Here is a 16,573-nt window from a genome sequence, read left to right as displayed (position 1 = left end):
AGCAGGAACCGCTTTTGTGACCGTAAAACAACCTGTTTCAGCCAGTCTTGCGAAAGCCTTTTTCGGTATCGTCTTACTCTCGTTACTCTCAACCGGTGTCGCGCTGATAACGCTCGCCAGCAGCCTGCGGGATGCCGAAGCGGTGAATATCGCCGGGTCGTTACGGATGCAAAGCTATCGTCTTGGTTACGACCTTGAGCGCGGTGCCGGGGAGACAGATGCCCATCGCCAGCGTTACCAGCAGACCCTCAACTCGCCGGTTTTACAGCAGCTCAATCGTTGGTATGTTCCTGAAATAGTAGGCCTTCGCTATAAACAGCTTAAGGAAAGCTGGCAGGAAATGGATGCGCGCATCGGCGCGAATGACAGCGTCTGGTATCAACACAATATCCAGCAGTACGTGGAGAATATCGATCAGTTTGTTCTCGCGCTGCAACGATACGCGGAGCGTAAGATGCTGCTGGTGGTGGGAATGTCGCTGCTGGGCGCTGGCGGCATTTTTATGCTGGTCTTTTTTACGCTTAAACGTATCCGCCAGCAGGTGGTTGTGCCGCTCAATCAGTTGATGGTGGCAAGCCAGCATATTCAACAGGGGCAGTTTAGCTATCCGTTACTTAACGGTCACTTAGACAACGAACTGGGTCTGCTGGCGTCCACCTTTGACCGCATGTCTGGTGAATTGCACAAACTCTACCGAACCCTCGAAGCCCAGGTGGAGGAGAAGACCCGCGACCTGCATGAAGCCCACCGCCGTCTGGAAGTGTTGTACCAGTGTTCCCAGGCCCTCAATACGGGTCAGATTGATGTCATCTGTTTTCGTCATATCCTGCAGATAGTCCATGAGCATGAAGCCGCCAGCTATCTGGAGCTTAGTGTGGGGGAATACTGGTCGATAACCCAGGGAGAACGTCAACAGGAACTGCCGGTGAATGTACTGCCAGTGGGGATGCAGGAGACGGTGTTTGGTGAGTTGCGCTGGCAGAGCGAAGAGGCCCAGGCTTCAGCGCCATTACTGCGAAATGTGGCCACTATTATTGGCCGCGGCCTCTATTTTAATCAGAGCCAGAAACATTATCAGCAGCTCATGCTGATGGAAGAGCGGGCCACCATTGCAGGCGAGCTTCACGATTCGCTCGCTCAGGTGCTCTCTTATTTACGCATTCAGCTGGCGCTACTCAAACGATCCGTACCGGATGAGAACGCGCCCGCGCAGACCATCATTGCCGATTTCTCCCGTGCGCTGAACGATGCTTACCGACAGCTGCGTGAGTTGTTAACCACCTTCAGACTGACGGTGTCGCAAAGCGATTTACCCTCAGCGTTGAAAGAGGCGCTGGATATCCTGCAAACGCAGACCCCCGCCCTGCTGACGCTCGACTGCCGTCTCCCGACCCTGGCGCTGGATGCCCAGCAACAGGTCAATGTTTTACAAATCGTCCGCGAAGCGGTCATTAATGCCATAAAGCACGCTGAAGCCACCGCCATCACCGTAAGTTGCGTGACGGATCCTGAAGGGCTCTATTCAATCTATATTCGTGATAACGGTAGAGGGATGAGCAATACCCAGCCAGAGGGACACTACGGGTTGAGCATCATGCGCGAGCGCGCCGCCCGGCTGGGCGGAACCCTCACGTTTTTACAGCCGCCCGGTGGCGGGACTCTGGTTCAGTTCACTTTTCACGTACCAGCGTTAAGCTTAAAAAGCCAGCAAACGTAATGAAACGCAAGCGACTGTGAGTGGCAGAAGGGTAACGTCAGGGTTAATGTAGCGAATGCAATTTTATGCGTTGATTTTGCATGATCATTTACATTTTCTCCTTTATTTCTCCACGATTACCGACACCATTCCCGCTACAGTGGTTCACGCAATGTCAAAATAATGATGCGTAGCATAATGAGGTTTCTTTTCTGATGGCGAATTTTTTTATCGATCGCCCCATTTTCGCCTGGGTGCTGGCGATACTGATCTGTCTTACCGGGACGCTGGCTATTATTTCCCTTCCTGTTGAGCAATATCCCGATCTTGCGCCCCCTAACGTTCGCATCACCGCTAACTACCCTGGCGCTTCAGCACAGACCCTGGAAAACACCGTTACGCAGGTTATAGAGCAGAACATGACGGGGCTCGATAACCTGATGTATATGTCCTCGCAAAGCAGCAGCACGGGTCAGGCGACGGTCACACTCAGTTTTACCGCAGGCACCGATCCTGACGAAGCGGTGCAACAGGTTCAAAACCAGCTGCAATCGGCGTTACGAAAGCTTCCTCAGGCAGTACAAACGCAGGGGGTTACGGTACGTAAAACCGGTGATACCAACATTCTGACTATTGCCTTTGTCTCAACCGATGGTTCGATGGATAAACAGGATATTGCCGATTACGTCGCCAGTAATATTCAGGATCCGCTCAGCCGCGTTAACGGTGTAGGAGACATTGATGCGTATGGCTCGCAATATTCGATGCGCATCTGGCTCGATCCGGCGAAGCTTAATAGCGTGCAAATGACCACCAGCGACGTGACGGCGGCGATTAAATCCCAGAATGCACAGATTGCCGTAGGACAGTTGGGAGGGACCCCCTCTGTCGAGAACCAGGCCCTGAACGCCAGTATCAATGCCCAGTCGTTATTAAAAACGCCGGAGCAGTTCCGGGCCATCACCCTTCGGGTAAATCAGGACGGCTCAGAAGTGAAGCTTGGTGACGTGGCGACCATTGAAATGGGCGCGGAAAAATATGATTACCTGAGCCGCTTTAACGGACATGCCGCATCTGGTCTGGGGGTAAAACTGGCCTCCGGCGCAAACGAAATGGATACGGCGAAACAGGTCCTGAGTCGACTGGATGAACTGGCGAACTATTTTCCCCACGGTCTGGAGTACAAAGTCGCTTATGAAACCACCTCTTTCGTCAAAGAATCTATCATCGATGTGGTGAAAACCCTGCTTGAAGCTATCGCCCTGGTTTTCCTTGTGATGTATCTCTTTTTGCAGAATTTCCGCGCCACGTTAATCCCGACTATTGCCGTGCCGGTGGTGCTGCTCGGCACTTTCGCCGTGCTCTATGGTTTCGGTTACAGCATCAACACCTTAACCATGTTTGCCATGGTCCTTGCGATCGGCCTGTTAGTGGATGACGCCATCGTGGTGGTGGAAAACGTTGAGCGCATAATGAGCGAAGAGGGACTGACACCCCGGGAAGCGACGCGTAAATCTATGGGGCAGATTCAGGGGGCGCTGGTGGGTATCGCGATGGTGCTCTCGGCCGTTTTCATCCCGATGGCCTTTTTTGGCGGCACAACCGGTGCCATTTACCGTCAGTTTTCTATCACCATTGTCTCGGCGATGGTGCTCTCCGTGCTGGTGGCGATGATCCTCACCCCTGCCCTGTGCGCAACCTTGTTAAAGCCCCTGCATAAAGGCGAGCATCATGGTGAAAAAGGCCTCTTCGGCGCTTTTAACCGCTGGTTCAATCGTAACGCCGATCGTTATGAAAACAGCGTCGCCAGCATTCTGCATCGCAGCCTGCGCTGGATCCTGCTTTATGTTCTGCTGTTAGGTGCCATGATTGTGCTTTTCCTGCGCCTGCCCACCTCCTTTCTTCCCCAGGAAGACCGGGGAATGTTTATCACCTCCGTGCAGTTGCCAGGGGGGGCGACGCAGCAACAGACCCTGAAAGTGGTGCAAAAAGTCGAAGACTACTTCTTTAAAAACGAAAAGGACACCGTCTCCTCCGTCTTTGCCACGGTCGGCTCCGGGCCGGGGGGCAATGGTCAGAACGTCGCCCGTATGTTTGTCCGTCTTAAGGACTGGAATGAACGGGATCCTGACAGCGGTAGCTCCTTTGCCATTATCGAACGCGCCACTCACGCTTTTCGTCACATCAAAGAAGCACGGGTTTTTGCCAGCAACCCGGCTGCCATCAGCGGCCTCGGCAGCTCTGCCGGGTTTGATATGGAGTTGCAGGACCATGCGGGGGCGGGCCACGATGCGCTGATGGCCGCACGCGATAAGCTTCTTGAGCTGGCAGGGGGAAACAGCACGCTGACGCGTGTTCGCCACAATGGTCTTGATGACAGCCCACAATTGCAAATTGATATCGACCAGCGTAAAGCGCAGGCGCTGGGCGTTTCAATTAATGATATCAATGACACGCTGCAAACCGCCTGGGGCTCAAGCTATGTCAATGATTTTATGGACAGGGGCCGGGTGAAGAAAGTTTACGTCCAGGCGGCCGCCCGCTACCGTATGCTGCCGGGCGATATCAATCTCTGGTATGTGCGAAACAGTGAGGGGGGAATGGTGCCGTTTTCCGCCTTTGCCACCTCGCACTGGCAGACAGGGTCGCCGCGTCTGGAACGGTATAACGGCTATGCTGCGGTGGAGATTGTCGGGGAAGCGGCGACCGGTGTCAGTACCGGCACGGCTATGGACACAATGGAAAATCTGGTCCATCAGATCCCCGGCGGTTTTGGGCTTGAATGGACGGCGATGTCTTACCAGGAACGCCTCTCTGGGTCGCAGGCCCCTGCGCTCTATGCGTTGTCGCTGTTGGTGGTGTTCCTTTGTCTGGCGGCCCTTTATGAAAGCTGGTCAGTGCCGTTCTCCGTCATGCTGGTGGTGCCATTAGGGGTCATTGGTGCCCTTCTTGCCACCTGGATGCGGGGGCTGGAAAACGATGTCTATTTCCAGGTCGGACTGCTCACCGTCATCGGCCTTTCCGCGAAGAACGCGATCCTTATCGTCGAATTTGCCAATGATCTGAACGCCAGGGGCCACGATTTGCTCTCAGCTACACTTCATGCCTGCCGCCAGCGTTTGCGGCCAATTCTGATGACCTCCCTGGCTTTCGTGTTTGGTGTACTGCCGATGGTGACCAGTACCGGGGCGGGTTCTGGCAGCCAACATGCCGTTGGCACCGGCGTGATGGGCGGCATGATCTCGGCAACCGTACTGGCTATCTTCTTCGTACCCCTGTTTTTTGTGCTGGTGAGACGGCGCTTTCCTCTTAAAGAGCCGCAAAAATAAGCGCCCAATAAAAAAGGCGACCTGCTTTATAGGTCGCCTTTCTGCTGCGTGATGATATTCACACTTTTATCGTTTTAAGCACTCACTGCTTTTTGTTTCTTCTGAAATTATTTACGAAGCATGCCTTCGATAAAGTCTTTCCAGTTCCCCAGTTCATGTTCAATCATAACTACCTCTCTTATTATTGTGCGTATTCTACGAAAACCTTTCTTCAATGTGAAGATATTTTCACCAATCAATTTGATTAGGTTTTCGTCTTATTCGCGTTGGTGAATAAACTATGCGCTAATGGAGGGATATTTAATGTGACGCTTCGCAATATTTTGAAATATCGCCAGCAAGTCGCATCATAGCTGGCCTGCGTGACTCCCATTGTCTGCGAACCACGTATCGTGAAGGTGAATGTAATGGTAAATTTTTACCATTTGGTAAAAAAATTGTTTATCTTGCAGCCAATATAATTAGCCTGCCATTGTTATATATTTATTTCCGTTTTACATTCCCGCTCGCACGTCAGTACATATTGCTGTTAGCATAAGTTTTCACTTGCCATTAATAAGTACGGATACCATTACCCTGCGAATGATATTATGTGATATCACTTGTCAGACCCATTATTCTAAATTTCTGGCTAACTATCCAAAATTAAGACAAAAGGATTCACCATGCATACGCTTTACGGCATCAAAAATTGCGACACGATAAAGAAATCCCGTCGCTGGCTTGATGAACACCAGGTTGAGTACCGTTTTCATGACTATCGTGTCGATGGGCTTGATGCAGATTTATTGCATACTTTCATCGATGCACTGGGGTGGGAGGCCTTGCTTAACACCCGTGGCACAACCTGGCGAAAACTGGATGAGAAGGTGCGTTCCGGCATCAATAATGCGCAATCTGCCGCCACTCTGATGCTCGAAATGCCAGCAATCATCAAACGCCCATTGCTCTGGACGCCCGGTAAGCCTATGCTGCTGGGTTTCAGTGAATCCAGTTATGAGAAGTTTATCAACGAGGTGTAGTTTATGTCGTGCCCGGTTATTGAGCTGACTCAGCAGCTTATTCGTCGCCCTTCTCTGAGTCCCGATGACGCAGGATGTCAGGCGTTAATGATTGAACGCCTGAAAGCTATCGGTTTTACCATTGAACCGATGAACTTTGGCGACACCCAAAACTTCTGGGCATGGCGCGGTCAGGGTGAAACCCTGGCCTTTGCGGGCCACACCGATGTGGTTCCCGCTGGCGATGCCGACCGCTGGATAAACCCACCCTTTGAACCCACCATCCGTGACGGAATGCTGTTTGGTCGCGGCGCAGCAGACATGAAAGGCTCGCTGGCTGCAATGGTTGTAGCGGCAGAGCGTTTTGTTGCTGCACATCCTGACCATAAAGGGCGGCTCGCTTTTCTTATTACCTCGGATGAAGAGGCCAGTGCGGCCAACGGCACGGTTAAAGTCGTTGAAACTCTGATGGCGCGAAACGAGCGCCTCGATTACTGCCTGGTGGGCGAGCCGTCGAGCACCGAGGTGGTGGGTGACGTGGTAAAAAATGGGCGTCGTGGCTCCCTGACCTGTAACCTGACGATTCATGGCGTTCAGGGGCATGTCGCCTATCCGCACCTGGCGGATAATCCGGTCCATCGCGCCGCCCCCATGCTCAGTGAACTGGTCGCCATTGAATGGGACAAAGGGAACGACTATTTCCCTCCCACCAGCATGCAAATCGCTAACATTCAGGCCGGTACGGGCAGCAATAACGTCATCCCGGGCGACCTGTACGTGCAGTTTAATTTCCGCTTCAGTACCGAACTCACTGACGAGATGATCAAGGCACGCGTAGCCGCACTGATGGAGAAACATCAGTTACGCTACACCATTGACTGGTGGCTGTCGGGTCAGCCATTCCTGACCGGGCGCGGCAAACTGGTGGATGCAGTGGTCAAGTCCATTGCGCACTATAATGAAATAAAGCCGCAGTTGCTCACCACAGGTGGCACCTCTGATGGCCGCTTTATTGCCCGCATGGGTGCACAGGTTGTCGAACTGGGGCCGGTTAACGCGACTATCCATAAAATCAACGAATGTGTAAATGCCGCAGATTTACAACTGCTGGCAAGGATGTACCAACGCATTATGGAAAATATCATCGCCTGACGGGGAGGAAGCATGGAGTGGCTAGCAAAATATTGGTGGATTTTAGTACTGGTGTTTTTAGTGGGCGTTGTGCTTAACGTGATTAAAGATCTCAAGCGCGTCGATCATAAAAAATTCCTTGCCAACAAGCCCGAGCTCCCGCCGCATCGTGATTTTAACGATAAGTGGGATGATGAGGACGACTGGCCGAAGAAAGATAAGAAGTAAACCTCGCCTTGCCCGGTGTGCTCATGCCACCGGGCAACGCCTTCACAGCAGCTCAATAATGTCATCATCACTGGGTCTGCTTCCACTCAACGCTTCGTCGAAATAGTGTTTCGGCACGGTAAAACGCAGGTGGTCAAGCGCCAGCTGCAGACTACGGTCGTCAATCGCATGGCCTAAATCCTCCACGATATCCAGCGTTACATCCCCACCGGCTTGCACTAATGCCTCCTGCGCCGCCACCGCATGGGCCAGATCGATAACCCGATCCTCACCACCGTGTATCAGGTGGATGGTCGCCGCCGGGGAGACCGCTGTCGGCAGGCTGGCATAACGACCATTAAACGCAATGACGCGTGAGGCGAGGTCAGGCTGCGCTTTGAGGCTTTCAAGGGACATAATTGAACCCTGAGAGAACCCAACCAGTGCGGTTGCCTGAGCCCCCACGCCGCTCTGTTGCTGCCAGTATCGTACGGTATCCACAAACACCGGCATGATGGCATCAATTCGCGCCTGTCGATTCTCTTCCGTAACACCCTGCACGGAGAACCATTGCCGCCCGGTTGGCCCACTCGCCTCACTACCCCCGACGCTGACAATCAGCGCCTCAGGAAACAGGGGAGCAAACAGACGGGCAACGCTGCCCATATTTACCGGGTTGTCGCCCACGCCATGAAAAAAGAGCAGGAGTTGTTTCGCGGCGTTATCCGGTTTTTGCACAATCAGATGGTCATGTTTCATGGCGATCTCCTTCATATAGTGAGCGCAAGTCTACGCCGGGCAAAAATAATGACCATGACATTTAACTGAATGAGTTAGTTAAAAAAACTGCAACTGTTGCACCCATTCTTTGATTTCAGCTGCGCGGTCAGCATCCAGGTAAACGAGCGCCGACGCGGTTTCCGCACGCAGCATCTGCAGTACGGCTTTGCGCCCGTTCAGCCCGAACCTGAGAGAGATGTCAGCGTCATTGCCTCCTTCCAACAGTTTTGTTCTTAATCCCGGAAGGGGCAAATCAGTCTGCACCAGCAGTCGGCCGAGGGCACCGACGGAGGCGGAAAGCGGACGATGGGCAAAAGCAAAGCCAGCAAGTTCGAGCCAGTCATCCTCAACTGACTTGTCGGGCGCGACCGGCAGTGGCAGGGAGTGATTCTTCCACGCCGCAAGCCAGGGCAGATCGCGTGCCAGACGGCGCTGCTCATGGGCAACCAGCGTTCTGCCGGCGTCGCTCAGGGGCAACAGAGCCATAGCGTTAAAGCAGCCGCTACTGGCTTCACGATGGCTGCCCAGCCGTACAAGCTGGAAACCGCATTGCTGCCAGAAATGCCACAGCGCCTCGGTGTAACCAAAGCTGACGGAGAGATAATCGTACTCACCGGCGTGGGCATGTGCGTGATGAATTAATGCGCGTCCCAGCCCCTCGCGCTGACGATAGGGATGAACGGCAATACGACTGACGCGCCATCCGCGCAATGTTGCCGCCAGAGGGCTGCCCCCGTGCGCGGATAACGACTGCGCAACCAGGTTTCCGCGTGGACGGCGAAATCCCGCCCACACCGCCCGGCTCAGATCTGCGGATAATCCCCCCTCTTGTACCAGCCAGGCACCGGCCAGCACATCGCTTCGGCTGGCGGTGAGCCAGAACTGCTGCCCGGGCGCGTCCATCATACGACGCAGGTCCAGCGGAGAGGTACGGTAATGGGCGCTGGAGAGCAGACGATAAAGTGCGGCGGGACGTTGTGGGTTGTCGAGCCAGTCATCCTGGGGTAACGCCTGTATCTCGCCCTCACCTTCAGGCTTTATTAATACCTGCCGATCGTCAAAAAGCAGCACATCGTCGACGAAAGCTTCAAGCGGGCACCCCTTCGCCCAGCGCAGCGGCGTATAAAGCTGGTGATGAACCAGCGGTGTAAAACGGGCGCAGAACTTCAGCAGGAACCCCTGCCCGGTGCCTTCATAGCCCTGCACCGTCGTGGTCAGAAGGACATAGCGAAAGGCGCTCGCCAGTTTATGCAGGAGCGGGCCAGGGATAGCGGCGGCTTCATCAACAATCAGCCAGTCCGGCAACACCGTATCACGCTTTTCGGTCTGTTCCAGCAGCGCATCAGGTGCCATGAAGGTCATGTCGCCCGCATAGCGAGAGAGCACATCAGTTGATGCCCGCGACGGCGCAGTGACGATCGCGTTGCCCTGCAGACGCGCAACATGCATACCCGCCAGCGCAGATTTTCCTCTGCCACGTGCAGCGGTCACCACCATGATACCCGGAGGCATTACCAAAAGTTGCGCCAGCACATCCGCCTGTTCGCGCTCGGGTGCGCCTGTCGCGGCATGCCAGGCGGGACGCGGGGTAAGAGCGGGCAGAGATAAGGGTGTGTCCTGCTGCCAGATAAGCGTCTCATCATTATCTGCTAACTGCCGGCAAAAATAGTGAATAAAGCGCGGCGTAGGAACAGGCTCAGGGGTGTCGCACCAGCGGGCGCTGTCCGCATCGGGTCGCTTCGGCCACGAATGCAGAGGGGGAGTGAGCAGCACCAGCCAGCTTCCGGGCTTAAGCGTTCCGCTGAGTGCAGCAAAAGCGGCGACATCAAATCCCCGACGCGCATCCAGTACACCGTGCGTGAATTCGCGTCCCAGCATCGTGGCTAATGCCGCAGGAGCACAATGCAGTCCGTCAGTGGCCTCCCCCACCCACAGCCAGTCGCCGGATAAGGTTTCGCGCAGGCGGTTCGCCTGTTGCTCGCTCCAGCCCTCATCACCAGCAATCACCAGCAGCCGACGGATCCCCTCACTCGCCATTTGTGCGCTCAGGGTATTAAGATGCTGCATCCTGCTCTTCCCTGCGTATTATCAAAGCGCACGACCAAAGGTATTGCACTGAGCCGGATCGCCGGTTTCCATGCCCCGTTTGAACCAGCTGTAACGCTGTTCAGAAGTACCGTGGGTAAAGCTATCCGGAATAACGCGCCCCTGACTTTGCTGCTGCAGACGGTCATCGCCGATGGCACGGGCGGCGTTCAGCGCCTCTTCCAGATCGCCGGCCTCAAGCACGCCCTGTTGCTGCATGCTGTGTCCCCAGACACCGGCATAACAGTCGGCCTGTAGCTCCATCCGCACCGAGAGCGCGTTGATTTGCGTCTGGCTGGCACCCTGCTGGAGCTGCCGTACTTTGGCCTCCGTACCCAGCAGTTTTTGCACGTGATGGCCGACCTCATGGGCAATCACGTAGCCCTGGGCGAAATCGCCGTCTGCGCCAAGCTTATGCTTCATCTCGTCATAAAAAGAGAGATCAATATAGACTTTACCGTCAGCCGGGCAGTAAAACGGCCCCATAATGGATTGACCGGTGCCACAACCGGTGGTGATGCGGTTGCGGTACATCACAAGCCTCGGCTGCTGATAATGACGTCCCATCTTGTCGAAAAGTTGCCCCCAGGTGTCTTCTGTCGTCGCAAAAATGACGCTGGTGAATTTTGCCGACTCATCTTCCTGGGGGTTAACGGCCTGCTGCCGGGACGTGTTTTCTATTGGCTGGCCGGTGATCAGCCCGGTAAGATCAACCCCGTAATAGCTGGCGCAGATGACAATAACCAGCAGGATTATTCCCCCTTTCCCGCCCGGCAGACGAAAGCCGGGGCCGCGAATAACGGGTCCGCCGGATTCGTTACGCCGGTCTTCTACATTGTTACTTTCTCTACGTCCTTGCCAGCGCATACGCACCTCTTAACATCAGGTAATAAGAGTGATCGTAGGCGGTTACCGCGTGGATTACCATAAGAAATGGGTGCAGAAAACCAGAGGATGTAAACACCCTCTGGTTAATGATATCGGAGGTGGGTCTAGTCGAGTTTCACACCCAGACGGTGCGCAACGGCTTCATAAGCTTCAATCAGGCCACCCAGGCTCTGACGGAAGCGGTCTTTGTCCATTTTATCCAGCGTTTCTTTGTCCCACAGGCGGCTGCCATCAGGCGAGAACTCGTCACCCAATACCACTTCACCTTTGAACAGACCAAACTCCAGTTTGAAGTCGACGAGAATGAGACCTGCATCGTCAAAGAGCTTTTTCAGCACATCGTTCGCTTTGAAAGTAAGCTCCTGCATACGGGCCAGATTCTCTTTACTGACCCAGCCAAACGTTTCGCAGTAAGACTCGTTTACCATCGGATCATGCATGGCGTCGTTTTTCAGGAACAGGTCGAACAACGGCGGATTCAGTTCGATGCCTTCTTCAATGCCCAGACGTCTTACCAGCGAACCGGCAGCACGGTTACGCACGACACACTCAACCGGCACCATATCCAGTTTCTTAACCAGACACTCGGTATCGGAAAGCAGCGCTTCCATCTGGGTCGGGATGCCCGCTTCAGCCAGTTTGCTCATAATGTAATGGTTGAACTTGTTGTTCACCATGCCCTTACGATCGAACTGCTCAATGCGCGCGCCATCCCCTGCTGACGTATCATTGCGGAATTCGAGCACCAACAGGTCCGGGTTTTCCGTGCTGTATACGGTCTTCGCTTTGCCACGATACAACTCAGCTTGCTTTTGCATCTTTGTCACTCCAGGTGTGATGATTTAACTAAAAAAAGCTATTTTACCCCGACGCACACGTTTGCGTCGATGAAATAAAAAAAGGCCGGAAGATTCCGGCCCTTACGGTTACTTGGTAAATGCGGCTTCGAATACGGCCACCAGCGCATCGTTCTGCGCCTGGGTCAAGGTATGACCTTTCGGGTCGATAAACTGGAGGCTGCTGCGGTTGTCGAGATCCCCGACCTGCAGTTTATAGTCACCAGAATTCAGCCCCGGGTCCCTGGCCCCCAGATCGCGCCATGCGCTATCAGACAGCGGCTTGTAGGTTACCGCCATGCTGCCCGTAGAGCGGGTGCTGTCGGTGACTTTCATACCCACTTTTTCAAGCGTTGCAGGCAAACGTTGCCATACCACGTTGAACGGACCACGCACCACAAGCATCGGCAGACCGGTATCGTCTGCGGCACTCTGTACGTCCAGCGTAGAGACGCTACGGTTTTCAGCCGCGTTCTGTGCTGCGGTAGCCGTTTTGTCGAGCCCTTCTGAAATCGCATTCAGCATTTCGGCGCTATAGCGCTGAAGAGAGGCAGCATCGGCAACCGGCTTGCCTGCCTGCTCAAGGTTAATCAACTTGACGGTCACCGCCTGCTGATAACCCTGTGTTTTTACCGAGATTTGATAACGACCACGGTATTGCTGGTCTTCATCAAGGCGATTCCATTCAACCCAGTCAGTGGATAGGGTCTGGCTGGCATCATCACGTTTGGCAATCGTCATATTTTTTGCCTGAATGATGCTAACCACCTGCGGCCATAGATTGGCGCTGCGGCCGTTTTCCACCAGCAACGTGGCGGTATCGCCGGTAAACTGCGTGCGCGCACCCGTTACCAGAGCCAGCGGTTGCGCCGGCGGGCGAATATCTAATGCTTTACCAACCGCGCCGTTACCTTGCGTGACAGGAATAGTGTAATCGCCATTTTGCACCGGCAGGATCATGCCAGCAGGCGCATGAAGTTCCGCAAGCGGCTCGGCATCCAGATAGGATTCGTCACCGCTGACCTGACGCTTGTAGCGTGAATCTGAACTACAGGCCGCGAGTAACATCACAAGTGAAACACCCGCTACCTTCGCCAGGCGCGACTTCTGTACTGAGTAAGCCATCAAATCTCCCTAAACTTTACAGCAATCCGGCATGCTTAAGCGCAGAACGAACCACTTCACGACCGTTATCGGTGATCGGTGTCATCGGCAGGCGCAGCGTGTCAGTTGCCACAAGCCCCAACTCCATACAAGCCCATTTCACCGGGATAGGATTGGGTTCGACAAATAGTTTGTTGTGTAATGGCATCAGACGCTTGTTAATCACGCGCGCTTCTGCAAATTGCCCTTCCGCAGCCAGTCTGCACATATCGGCCATGTCTCGCGCCGCTACGTTTGTGGTCACGGAAATCACACCGTTACCACCAAGTTGCATGAAGTCCATTGCCGTTGCATCGTCGCCGCTGAGCAGGATGAAGTCATCTGAAACCAGCTCTTTGATCTGATGAACGCGACTTAAGTTCCCGGTGGCTTCTTTAATACCAATAATATTTTTGATTTTCGCCAGGCGACCTACGGTTTCAGGCAGTAAATCACAACCTGTACGCGACGGTACATTATACAGAATTTGCGGTAAATCGGTGTGTTCAGCGATGGCTTTAAAATGCTGGAACAGCCCTTCCTGCGTCGGGCGGTTGTAGTAAGGAGTGACACTCAGACAGCCAACCACGCCGCTGTCGTTAAAACGTTGGGTCAGACTGATGGCCTCGGCGGTAGCATTCGCCCCTGTACCCGCAATAACCGGAATACGCCCGTCTGCCAGCTCCAGCGTCATCAGCACCACGTCGCCATGTTCCTCATGACTCAGTGTGGCGGATTCGCCCGTTGTTCCTACAGAAACAATCGCCGAGGTTCCATTGGCGACATGGTAATCAATCAGTTTTTTAAGGCTTGGCCGACAGACTTTACCGTTATCATCCATTGGCGTGACAAGCGCGACTATACTTCCCGTGAACATGGGCCATCCTCTGTGCAAACAAGAATCTCAATGGTACGTGTGGTCTTGCAAGAAAAGCAAGCGACCTGAGGGGCTTCCAGCGGTTGTATGCCGGTTTTTTTTATGCTTTCCTTATGATTATCTCAGGTTTGACAGGAAGCACCGGTTTGACAGCCTCATCACAACATTTTCTGGTTATCACTGCGCTGGGTGCCGACAGGCCAGGTATCGTAAATACCATTACCCGTCATGTCAGTAGCTATGGTTGCAACATCGAAGACAGCCGACTGGCCATGCTCGGCGATGAATTTACGTTCATCATGCTGCTTTCTGGCTCATGGAATGCCATTACGCTCATTGAATCGACGTTGCCGTTAAAAGGTGCAGAGCTGGATCTGTTGATTGTCATGAAGCGCACGGGTGCTAAACCCCGTCCTGCCATGCCCGCTTCGGTGTGGGTGCAGGTGGATGTCCCCGACTCACCGCATCTGATTGAGCGCTTCACTGCGCTGTTCGATGCCCATGATATGAATATTGCGGAGTTGGTTTCCCGAACCCAACCTGGGTCTCAGGAAAATGCGGCACAGTTGTTTATTCAAATAACTGCGCATGGTCCCGCGTCACAGGATGCATCAAATATTGAGCAGGCATTTAAAGCCCTATGTACAGAACTGAATGCACAGGGCAGTATTAACGTTGTCAACTATTCACAGCATGATGAACAGGATGGAGAGAAGTAATGAATCCACTGAAAGCCGGTGATATTGCACCGAAATTTAGCTTGCCGGATCAAGACGGAGAACAAGTAAATTTGGCCGACTTCCAGGGACAGCGTGTTCTGGTCTATTTCTACCCGAAAGCAATGACCCCAGGCTGTACCGTGCAGGCATGTGGCCTTCGCGATAACATGGATGAGTTAAAGAAAGTGAGTGTCGACGTTCTCGGCATCAGCACTGATAAGTCGGAAAAGTTATCCCGTTTCGCTGAAAAAGAGCTGCTCAATTTTACGTTGCTGTCTGATGAAGATCATCAGGTGTGCGAACAATTTGGCGTCTGGGGCGAGAAGACCTTTATGGGTAAAACCTATGATGGCATTCATCGCATCAGTTTCCTGATTGGAGCAGACGGTAAGATTGAGCATGTGTTTGATGATTTCAAAACCAGCAATCACCATGACATCGTGCTGAACTGGCTCAAAGAAAACGCCTGATCGCTTATCAGTTAAATGGATACCCGGCGGCCCGGTGGTCGCCTTTCTGCCTTTCTCTTCTTCTCTTCTGCTCTTCTTCTCTTCTTCTCTTCTTCTCTTCTTCTCTTCTTCTCTTCACCCGATTTTGTGACATTAGTCACACTTACATATTCTCCTCGACACCAGTGCCGACATCAGGTTTTTCACTTTTCTCCGGTACCATCGCTTTTGTTCATCCTCGTTAAAAAAATAATTTAAAGTATTGATTTATATAATATTTAAATCATAACACGCCTTGTACTTAAAAAGCTCAACGATGTTTGCTTTCTTCATCATAGGGCCGACATGAACAGCTTTGTGATTGCAGACTCCGAGTGGTGTAGAGGGTATAATACCTGACTTGCCGCGTGTTCGGATGTAAATAAAACGTAAGGGCTTCAGCATCACCCGCAATTAACCTGGTCAAAACGGAGCCCCAGACCGGGCCGGTCATGTGTCTGCACTGTGACGACGCCCCCTGTAAACAGGTATGTCCGGTTAATGCGATCGCTTTCCAGCACGATGCAGTCTACCTGAACGAAACGCTGAGTATGGGCTGCACACGGTGCGGTCTGGTCTGCCCTTTTGAGGTCATCACCCTTTCTGACAGCCATCCACTGGCTGCACCTTCCCGCTACCAATACTTTATTTCTGACGCCGAACTCAGGGATGTTCCTGACAGCCCCCTCACCCCTTTGGGGAGAGAGGGTCAGGGTCAGGATGAGGGGAATTGTGCGCGGGCAAAAATTATTCCCTCTCCCTGAGAGAGAAAGTGAGGGTGAGGGGGAAATTGTATGTGGGCACGGACCATTCCCTCGCCCCTCTGGGGAGAGGGTCAGGGTGAGGGGGAGAATTCCGCACGATTGCTCAAGGAGAGACTGTTGCGGATAGTGGAACACTCCCATGCAGGCTACGTGGAATGGTTCCGTTCACCCTGAGTGCATTCTCCCTCTGAAACCACCGCACCCGTGAACGTGCAAGGGAGGCTCGCCGCCGCCTCCCTTGCAACCCGGGCTCCCGGCCAGGAAAATCGCCGCAGCACGGTCCGTTCGTCTTATGCCGCCGTGCTGTCGGGTCGGGGACCAGCCTGCATCCCTGCAGGCTATCCCCTCCGCCCGCGTCCCTGCGGGCGGTCCCGGCCCGTCGTCAACGCCTCACCGATTTTCAGCCGGACCACAACCCCCGCTGCATGTCACTGCGTTTCAACAGACACCGCATCGCTTTAAGGACTTACAAACCGCGCGGTGGGTCAGGTGTGGGGAGTCCGGCTGGAAACTGCCGACGCGTTTTCGCAGGGCCGGGGCGACGCGCAGGGAGGCGCGGCGAGGGCGCGCGTTGCAGGGACGCTGCATCGCGCCCGCTCCCGGAAAGCCCGGAGAAACAAGCGGAGGGT

16 protein-coding genes are annotated in these 16,573 nt (G+C 53.8%); 8 read left to right on the top strand and 8 right to left on the bottom strand.

Annotation, left to right across the window (positions count from 1 at the left end; genetic code table 11):
* Positions 1–16: 16 nt before the first annotated feature.
* Positions 17–1,717 (top strand): nitrate/nitrite two-component system sensor histidine kinase NarQ, encoded by a 1,701-nt coding sequence (gene narQ, locus KXR87_RS01845; protein ID WP_437430575.1) that lies wholly within the window; start codon positions 17–19, stop codon positions 1,715–1,717.
* A gap of 194 nt (positions 1,718–1,911) precedes the next feature.
* Positions 1,912–5,025 carry a multidrug efflux RND transporter permease AcrD gene (acrD, locus tag KXR87_RS01840; protein WP_437430574.1) on the top strand — a complete coding sequence of 1,038 codons (3,114 nt, stop codon included), beginning with the start codon at positions 1,912–1,914 and terminating at the stop codon, positions 5,023–5,025.
* Between the two features lie 107 nt (positions 5,026–5,132).
* On the opposite strand, the gene ypfM is transcribed toward acrD, so the two are convergent.
* Positions 5,133–5,192 carry a protein YpfM gene (gene ypfM / locus KXR87_RS01835; RefSeq protein ID WP_100181659.1) on the bottom strand — a complete coding sequence of 20 codons (60 nt, stop codon included), beginning with the start codon at positions 5,190–5,192 and terminating at the stop codon, positions 5,133–5,135.
* Positions 5,193–5,690: 498 nt separating this feature from the next.
* On the opposite strand from ypfM, the gene KXR87_RS01830 reads away from it, so the two are divergent.
* The 3 genes from KXR87_RS01830 to KXR87_RS01820 are packed head-to-tail and all read left to right on the top strand — an operon-like array spanning position 5,691 to position 7,385.
* Positions 5,691–6,047 carry an ArsC family reductase gene (locus KXR87_RS01830; RefSeq protein ID WP_437430573.1) on the top strand — a complete coding sequence of 119 codons (357 nt, stop codon included), beginning with the start codon at positions 5,691–5,693 and terminating at the stop codon, positions 6,045–6,047.
* Positions 6,048–6,050: 3 nt separating this feature from the next.
* A complete protein-coding gene (gene dapE / locus KXR87_RS01825) occupies positions 6,051–7,178 on the top strand; it encodes a succinyl-diaminopimelate desuccinylase (RefSeq protein ID WP_437430572.1) in 1,128 nt (375 codons plus the stop codon).
* Positions 7,179–7,190: 12 nt separating this feature from the next.
* A complete protein-coding gene (locus KXR87_RS01820) occupies positions 7,191–7,385 on the top strand; it encodes a YpfN family protein (RefSeq protein ID WP_437430571.1) in 195 nt (64 codons plus the stop codon).
* A gap of 42 nt (positions 7,386–7,427) precedes the next feature.
* Here the strand turns inward: KXR87_RS01820 and ypfH are convergent, their stop codons facing one another.
* From ypfH to dapA, 6 genes are all read right to left on the bottom strand, one after another.
* The gene (ypfH, locus tag KXR87_RS01815) at positions 7,428–8,123 is read right to left on the bottom strand and encodes an esterase (RefSeq protein WP_437430570.1); all 696 of its coding nucleotides are present in this window, start codon (positions 8,121–8,123) and stop codon (positions 7,428–7,430) included.
* A gap of 78 nt (positions 8,124–8,201) precedes the next feature.
* Positions 8,202–10,211, bottom strand: coding sequence for a tRNA(Met) cytidine acetyltransferase TmcA (locus tag KXR87_RS01810; protein ID WP_437430569.1), 2,010 nt, complete (start codon positions 10,209–10,211; stop codon positions 8,202–8,204).
* 21 nt (positions 10,212–10,232) lie between these two features.
* On the bottom strand, positions 10,233–11,096 hold the full coding sequence (gene ypfJ, locus KXR87_RS01805; protein ID WP_437430568.1) for a KPN_02809 family neutral zinc metallopeptidase: 864 nt from the start codon (positions 11,094–11,096) through the stop codon (positions 10,233–10,235).
* Between the two features lie 125 nt (positions 11,097–11,221).
* The gene (purC, locus tag KXR87_RS01800) at positions 11,222–11,935 is read right to left on the bottom strand and encodes a phosphoribosylaminoimidazolesuccinocarboxamide synthase (protein WP_437430567.1); all 714 of its coding nucleotides are present in this window, start codon (positions 11,933–11,935) and stop codon (positions 11,222–11,224) included.
* Positions 11,936–12,043: 108 nt separating this feature from the next.
* Positions 12,044–13,078, bottom strand: coding sequence for an outer membrane protein assembly factor BamC (bamC, locus tag KXR87_RS01795; protein ID WP_437430566.1), 1,035 nt, complete (start codon positions 13,076–13,078; stop codon positions 12,044–12,046).
* A gap of 16 nt (positions 13,079–13,094) precedes the next feature.
* On the bottom strand, positions 13,095–13,973 hold the full coding sequence (gene dapA / locus KXR87_RS01790) for a 4-hydroxy-tetrahydrodipicolinate synthase (protein WP_437430565.1): 879 nt from the start codon (positions 13,971–13,973) through the stop codon (positions 13,095–13,097).
* Between the two features lie 146 nt (positions 13,974–14,119).
* Here dapA and KXR87_RS01785 point away from each other — a divergent pair, with 146 nt between their 5' ends.
* The 3 genes from KXR87_RS01785 (at position 14,120) to KXR87_RS01775 (ending at position 15,944) form a co-directional block, all read left to right on the top strand.
* The gene (locus KXR87_RS01785; protein ID WP_437430564.1) at positions 14,120–14,692 is read left to right on the top strand and encodes a glycine cleavage system transcriptional repressor; all 573 of its coding nucleotides are present in this window, start codon (positions 14,120–14,122) and stop codon (positions 14,690–14,692) included.
* Positions 14,692–15,162 (top strand): thioredoxin-dependent thiol peroxidase, encoded by a 471-nt coding sequence (gene bcp / locus KXR87_RS01780; protein WP_437430563.1) that lies wholly within the window; start codon positions 14,692–14,694, stop codon positions 15,160–15,162. Before KXR87_RS01785 ends, bcp begins: the two co-directional genes overlap by 1 nt.
* 470 nt (positions 15,163–15,632) lie before the next feature.
* The gene (locus tag KXR87_RS01775) at positions 15,633–15,944 is read left to right on the top strand and encodes a 4Fe-4S dicluster domain-containing protein (protein WP_437430562.1); all 312 of its coding nucleotides are present in this window, start codon (positions 15,633–15,635) and stop codon (positions 15,942–15,944) included.
* Positions 15,945–16,382: 438 nt separating this feature from the next.
* Here KXR87_RS01775 and KXR87_RS01770 read toward each other — a convergent pair.
* The coding region (locus KXR87_RS01770) for a hypothetical protein (RefSeq protein ID WP_437430561.1) at positions 16,383–16,573 on the bottom strand (191 nt) is incomplete at its 5' end.

This window comes from Yokenella regensburgei (genome assembly GCF_051486985.1).
GTDB lineage: Bacteria > Pseudomonadota > Gammaproteobacteria > Enterobacterales > Enterobacteriaceae > CBFFRJ01.
Note: the sequence above shows the minus strand (reverse complement) of the source record. Positions and strands in the feature narration are given on the sequence as shown.